General features: G+C 70.5%; 5 protein-coding genes and 1 pseudogene. 5 read left to right on the top strand and 1 reads right to left on the bottom strand.

Annotated elements, in window-relative coordinates; translation table 11 throughout:
* Positions 1 to 700, bottom strand: a pseudogene (locus GT042_RS25195) (hypothetical protein); the annotation flags it as partial.
* 532 nt (positions 701 to 1232) lie between these two features.
* Here GT042_RS25195 and GT042_RS25190 point away from each other — a divergent pair.
* The 5 genes from GT042_RS25190 to GT042_RS25170 form a co-directional block, all read left to right on the top strand.
* A complete protein-coding gene (locus GT042_RS25190; protein ID WP_161311017.1) occupies positions 1233 to 1964 on the top strand; it encodes a DUF1684 domain-containing protein in 732 nt (243 codons plus the stop codon).
* A 158-nt stretch (positions 1965 to 2122) separates the two neighbouring features.
* The gene (locus tag GT042_RS25185) at positions 2123 to 3637 is read left to right on the top strand and encodes an ABC transporter substrate-binding protein (protein ID WP_161311018.1); all 1515 of its coding nucleotides are present in this window, start codon (positions 2123 to 2125) and stop codon (positions 3635 to 3637) included.
* Positions 3638 to 3689: 52 nt separating this feature from the next.
* On the top strand, positions 3690 to 4655 hold the full coding sequence (locus GT042_RS25180; RefSeq protein ID WP_161311016.1) for an ABC transporter permease: 966 nt from the start codon (positions 3690 to 3692) through the stop codon (positions 4653 to 4655).
* Positions 4652 to 5530: an ABC transporter permease gene (locus GT042_RS25175; protein WP_161311015.1), complete on the top strand. Its 879-nt coding sequence runs from the start codon at positions 4652 to 4654 to the stop codon at positions 5528 to 5530. Before GT042_RS25180 ends, GT042_RS25175 begins: the two co-directional genes overlap by 4 nt.
* Positions 5527 to 5883: ATP-binding cassette domain-containing protein (locus GT042_RS25170; protein ID WP_161311014.1), on the top strand; the 357-nt coding region annotated here is incomplete at its 3' end. The genes GT042_RS25175 and GT042_RS25170, both read left to right, overlap by 4 nt.

Genomic DNA, 5883 nt, shown 5'->3' with positions numbered 1-5883 from the left:
GGGGCGAAGGGGTCCGGGCCGTTCCTGTGGAGCGGAAGTCCGGGGACGCCGGTGCGGTGTCGACCGCGAGGAACAGCGCGTCCGGGGTGGCCGCGCGGGCCGCCGCCTGTTCGTGCAGGTGGGTGAGCGCCGGGCGCATCCCGCTGCGCCAGATCGCCGCGCACGCCGCGAGATAGGCCGGGGCGAGGACCGTACGGCGTGACGGGGCCGGGACCACGCGCCCGTACAGGCGGCTCCCGTAACCGAGCCCGATGCCCTCCGCGGTGACCTGCCGCCAGGCCTCCCCGTCGGCCACCAGGTCCACCACCACCGTGGTCGTGCCCGGTCTGCGGAGCTTGAGTTCGCTGACCAGCCAGTGCCACGGCAGCCCGGTGTAGCGCAGGGTGGCCGGGGTCGAACGGGCCAGCGCCAGGTGGAACAGGCTCTGCTTGTGGTCCAGTTGGAGCTGCCCGGCGATGTAGAGGAACAGCGGCCCGGCCGTGGTGGCCGCCGCGCGGATCCGGGTGAGGACGGTCTGGGGGTCCAGCGGGTCGGCCAGCTCGATCACGGTCGCCGCCGGTGTACCGGTCAAGGTGCTGGGGGCCACGGTCGCGAGCGCCGGCAGGACCGACGTGGCGTCGATCAGACGCCCCTTGCCCGCGGGCGCCGCCGCGAGCAGCACCGCCGTCCCCGCTTCTGTGTCCGCTCCGCTGATCACCACCTCAGCACCGTATCCCGACGCCGCCGGGAAGCCCGCCCCCACGACGGAGGGCCGGCGAACCGGTCCGTTGTCCCTCCGTGACGCGGGTGGAGTTCACCGCCGCGCGACGGTCCGGGAGCCGCCGGAGCCCGGCGGGTCGACTTCTGATGAAGCATCCGGTTTGGTTTGTTTGACCCCTGGGAAAGCGTGTGCGAATCTTGCCCCGTGTTCCGCTCCCTGCACCTCGTCGGCCGAGCCCACGTGGACCTCCTCCGCGTCGCGAGCGCTCTCTGTAGCCGCTCCGACGCCTGACCGGTCCCCCCGGGCTCCCTTCGGCTGCGCGGCCCGCGCCCGCGGCCTCCTCCGGCGCCACGACCGGACCCGCGTCCCACGGAGTGGACACCGGCCGAGCCGCCCACCCCTCCGCAGCACGCCACGGAGCAGGGCCGTTCCCCCTTCCCTCACGCCACGCCCGCCCCCGGGTCCGGCCTCCTCATCTCACCTTTCGAGACGTGTGTCGAAGCACACATCCTCGCCGTTGAATCGAGTCAGCATGTCCCTCCCGTCGAGCGCCTCGGCGCGGACCACCGACACCGCGCCGGACGACTGGAACGCGTGGCGCACCGCGCGGGCCGCGTCCGTGACGGCGCCCACCGGCAACCTCGCCCTGGTCGAGACCCGGTGGCTGCCGACGGGTACGGAGCCGGACCCCGAGGCCGAGCGCCAGGGGCTTCCGCCGCACCTCCGGGTGACGACGCTCGAACGGTCCGACATCCTCACCGGGGAAACGGAGCACGGGCTGCGTTTCTGGGACGCCCGCTCCCCCGCGATCCAGCACTTCTCCCACATCGACACTTACGACTACGACCCGGCGTGGGTGACGCGGGCCACGTTCACCCCGGTCGCCGCCGACCGCCGGATCCCCTTCGAGTACATCCGCGACAACGGAGGCAGCCGGGGCATGATCGTCCCCGGTGACATCAGCCTCTCGCTCGACGGGGTCGACTACACCCTGGCGGCCTTCGACGACGAGGGCACCCTGCTCCTGGTCTTCGGGGACCCGACCAACGGGGCCGAGACCTACGGCTCGGGCCGTTTCCTGTTCGTCCCGCGCGAGGACGGCGGCGAGACCGTCACCCTGGACTTCAACCGCGCCTTCGTGCCACCGTGCGGATTCTCGGCCCAGTACAACTGTCCGCTGCCGCCCGCGCAGAACCGGCTCCACCTGCCCGTCCGGGCCGGCGAGAAGCTCCCCGTCTTCCGCGACGGCCACACGATCGGCTGAGGCCGAGAGGCCGAGGCCCAGCCGGCCGCCACCCCTCCCGTACCAGCCCCAAAGGCCCCCCACCCCACGAACCCCGCACGCGCGCAGCGCAGCACGCACGCACCAGCGCCCCCGCCAGACCTCCGGCGGCCGCCTCTCAGGAGAACGAAGTGAAACGAATGTCCACGCCCCTCGCCGGTGGCGCTCTGGTGGTCGCCCTGTCCGTCGCCCTCACCGCCTGCGGTGGTGGCACGTCGAACCAGAAGAGCGGCTCGGCGTCCGGGTCCTTCGACAAGAACGCGACCGTCGGCATCGGCTCCGTCTACGAACCGCAGAACCTCGACAACACGGGCGGCGGCGGTCAGGGAGTGACCGAGGCGCTCAACGGCAACGTCTACGAGGGCCTGTTCAAGCTCACGGACAGCGGCAAGGTCGAGAAGCAGCTCGCCCAGAGCTACACCGTCTCCCCCGACGGTCTGACCTACACCTTCAAGCTCCGCGACGGTGTGAAGTTCCACTCGGGCAAGGCCCTGGACTCCGCCGACGTGAAGTACAGCATCGAGAAGGTGACGGGCCCCAAGTCGCAGTCGGCCCGCAAGAGCAGTCTCACCGTCGTCAAGTCCATCGACACCCCCGACGCGAAGACCGTGAAGGTGACGCTGTCGAGCAAGTCCATCTCCTTCATCTACAACCTCAGCTACGTCTGGATCATCAACGCCCAGGCCAAGAACCTGAAGACGTCGGAGGACGGGACCGGCCCGTACAAGCTGGACAAGTGGACCCGCGGCTCGGCGCTGAGCCTCGACCGGTTCGCCGGCTACTGGGGCGACCCCGCGACCAACAAGGAAGTGGTCTTCCACTACTACAAGGACGCGACCGCCCTCAACAACGCGCTGCTCACCAACGCCGTCGACGTCGTGACCAGCGAGCAGAGCCCGGACGCGCTCGCCCAGTTCAAGTCCAACACCGCGTACAAGGTCAACAGCGGCAGCTCGACGACCAAGCTGCTGCTGGCCTTCAACGACAAGGTCAAGCCGTTCGACAACGTCAAGGTCCGCAAGGCGGTCACCTCGGCGATCGACAACAAGAAGCTGCTGGAGTCCATCTGGGGCGGCTACGGCAAGCTGATCGGGTCGATGGTCCCGCCGACCGACCCGTGGTACGAGGACCTCACGCACGTCAATCCGTACGACCCGGCGCTCGCCAAGAAGGAGCTGGCCGAGGCGGGCTACCCCAAGGGCTTCGACTTCACCCTCGACACCCCGAACTACGACCCGCACCCCACCGCCGCCACGTTCATCAAGTCGCAGCTGGCCAAGGTCGGGATCAACGTCAAGATCAACGTGATCACGCCGGACCAGTGGTACACGAAGGTCTACCAGAACCACGATTTCAGCGCGACGCTCCAGGAGCACGTCAACGACCGCGACATCGTCTGGTACGGCAACCCCGACTTCTACTGGGGCTACAACAACAAGCAGGTCACGCAGTGGGTCACGCAGGCCGAGCAGTCGGACACCACCGACCAGCAGACCGCGCTGCTGAAGAAGGTCAACCAGCAGATCGCGGAGGACGCGGCCAGTGACTGGCTGTACCTCTACCCGCAGATCGTCGTGGCCTCCTCGAAGCTCTCGGGCTACCCTCTCAACGGCCTGAACTCGCAGTTCTACGCCTACGACATCAAGAAGAGCTGATGGTACGGAAAGAGCCGGTCCGGCCGGCCGGACCGACGGGACCGGCCTGCCGATGACCGTGTACGTCCTGCGGCGGCTGGCGTTCCTGGTCGCCTCGCTGCTGCTGGCCAGCGTGGTGCTGTTCCTGCTGCTCCGGCTGCTCCCCGGCGACCCCGCCAACGCGCTGACGTCGGTGGGGGCCAGTCCGGAGCAGCTGGCGGCGGCCCGTCACCAGATCGGGTCGGACAAGCCGCTGCCCGAGCAGTTCGTGACCTGGCTGCACGACCTGGCCACGTTCGACCTCGGGAACTCCTTCATCAGCACGCTGCCGGTCGGCCCCGAGATCGCCACCCGGATCGAGGTCACGGGGCCCCTGACCCTGATGGCGTTCGTCCTGGCCCTGGTGATCGCGGTGCCTGTCGGCTTCCTGGCGGCCCATCGGGCGAACACCTGGTACGGACTGGTCCTGAGCGGCGTCTCGCAGCTCGGCATCGCCGTCCCGGTGTTCTGGGTCGGCATGATCCTCATCACGGTGTTCTCGCTGCACCTGGGCGTCCTGCCGGCCGGCGGTTTCCCGCAGGACGGCTGGTCCGACCCGGCGGGCGCGCTGCGGTCGCTGGCCCTGCCGGTGATCACGGTGGCCCTGGTGATGTCCGCGTCCCTCATCCGGTACGTACGGTCGGCGACGCTGGACGTCCTCGGCAGCGACTACCTCAGGACGGCGCGGGCGCTCGGTTCCTCGTTCGGGGGTGCGATACGGCGCCACGGGCTGCGCAACGGGGCCGTACCCGTCGTCGCCGTCCTCGGCATCGAACTCGCCTCCACCCTGCTGGGCGCGGTGGTCGTCGAGACGGTCTTCGCCCTGCCGGGCCTCGGCAGCATGCTCTCGCAGGCGGTGGCCCAGCACGACTACCCGACCATCCAGGGAGTGCTGTTCGTCACCACGCTCGCGGTCCTGGTGATCGGATTCCTCGCCGACCTCGCCCAGCGGCTCATCGACCCGCGGCTGCGCTCCACCCTCACCGGCGGGAAACCATGACCGAACACGCCCTGGCCACAGGCCCGGAGACCGGACACCCCCAGGCGGTACGCGCTCCGCGCCGCCGGCGTTCGGCGACCCTGATCACCGGTGGTGTGCTCGTCGGGGTGATCGCCGCGCTCGCCGTGGTCTCCTTCTTCTGGCTGCCGTACTCCCTGGACGACACCTCCGGCACCCGGCTGGCCGGGCCCGGGGCCTCGCACCTGCTCGGCACCGACAAGCTGGGGCGTGACCTGCTCTCCCAGGTGATGATCGGCGCCAGGATCGCCCTGGAGTCGGGGCTCGGGGCGGTGGCGATCGGCGGGGTGCTCGGGGTCGCCGTCGGTCTGGCGGCCGGTTTCGCCCAGCGCTGGCTGGACGACACCTTCTCGGCCTTCCTCGACGTCCTGATCGCCTTCCCCACCCTGCTGCTGGCGATGCTGGTGGTCGCCGCGCGCTCGGCGTCGCTCGGTTCGGCGATCGTCGCGATCGGTCTCGCCATGACGGCGGTGGTCGCCCGGCTGACCCGCATCCTGGTCAAACGCGTGCTGGCCCAGGACTACATCACGGCCTCCCGTACGTCCGGCACGTCCTGGTTCCGCGTGGTCACCGGACATGTGCTGCCGAACATCTGGCCGACGCTGGTCGTCAACCTCGCCCTCCAGTTCGGCCTCGCCGTGCTCGCCGAGGCGAGCCTGTCGTTCCTGGGTCTGGGCGCGCCGCCGCCCAACGCGTCGTGGGGGCGCATGCTCCAGGAGGCGCAGGCGACGGTGTCGATCGCGCCGTACGGGGCGATCGCCCCCGGCGTCCTGCTGGTCGCCCTGGTCGTGGGCGTCAACCTGGTCGCCGACGGGCTGCGCGACACCCTGGACCCCACCCGCAGGAGGACCGCATGAGCCTGCTCGACGTCACGGGCCTCACCATCCGTACGGAGTCCGGCCGCGCCCTGGTCTCCGACCTGTCGTTCACGGTCGAGCCGGGAGGCCGGGTCGGGCTGATCGGCGAGTCCGGGTCCGGCAAGTCGCTGACGGCCCTCGCCGTGATGGGGCTGCTCCCGCCCGGCCTGACGGCGTCCGGCAGTGTGGTGCTGGACGCGCCGGGCCTCGACCGTACGGACGTGGTCGGCGCGGGGGAGTCCGCGCTGCGCGCGCTGCGCGGGCGGGGCGCGAGTGTGGTGTTCCAGGAGCCGCTCACCGCGCTCGACCCCCTGATGCGGGTCGGGCGCCAGGTCGCCGAGCCGCTGCGGCGG

The organism is Streptomyces sp. SID3212, from assembly GCF_009865405.1.
Classification (GTDB): domain Bacteria; phylum Actinomycetota; class Actinomycetes; order Streptomycetales; family Streptomycetaceae; genus Streptomyces.
Note: the sequence above shows the minus strand (reverse complement) of the source record. Positions and strands in the feature narration are given on the sequence as shown.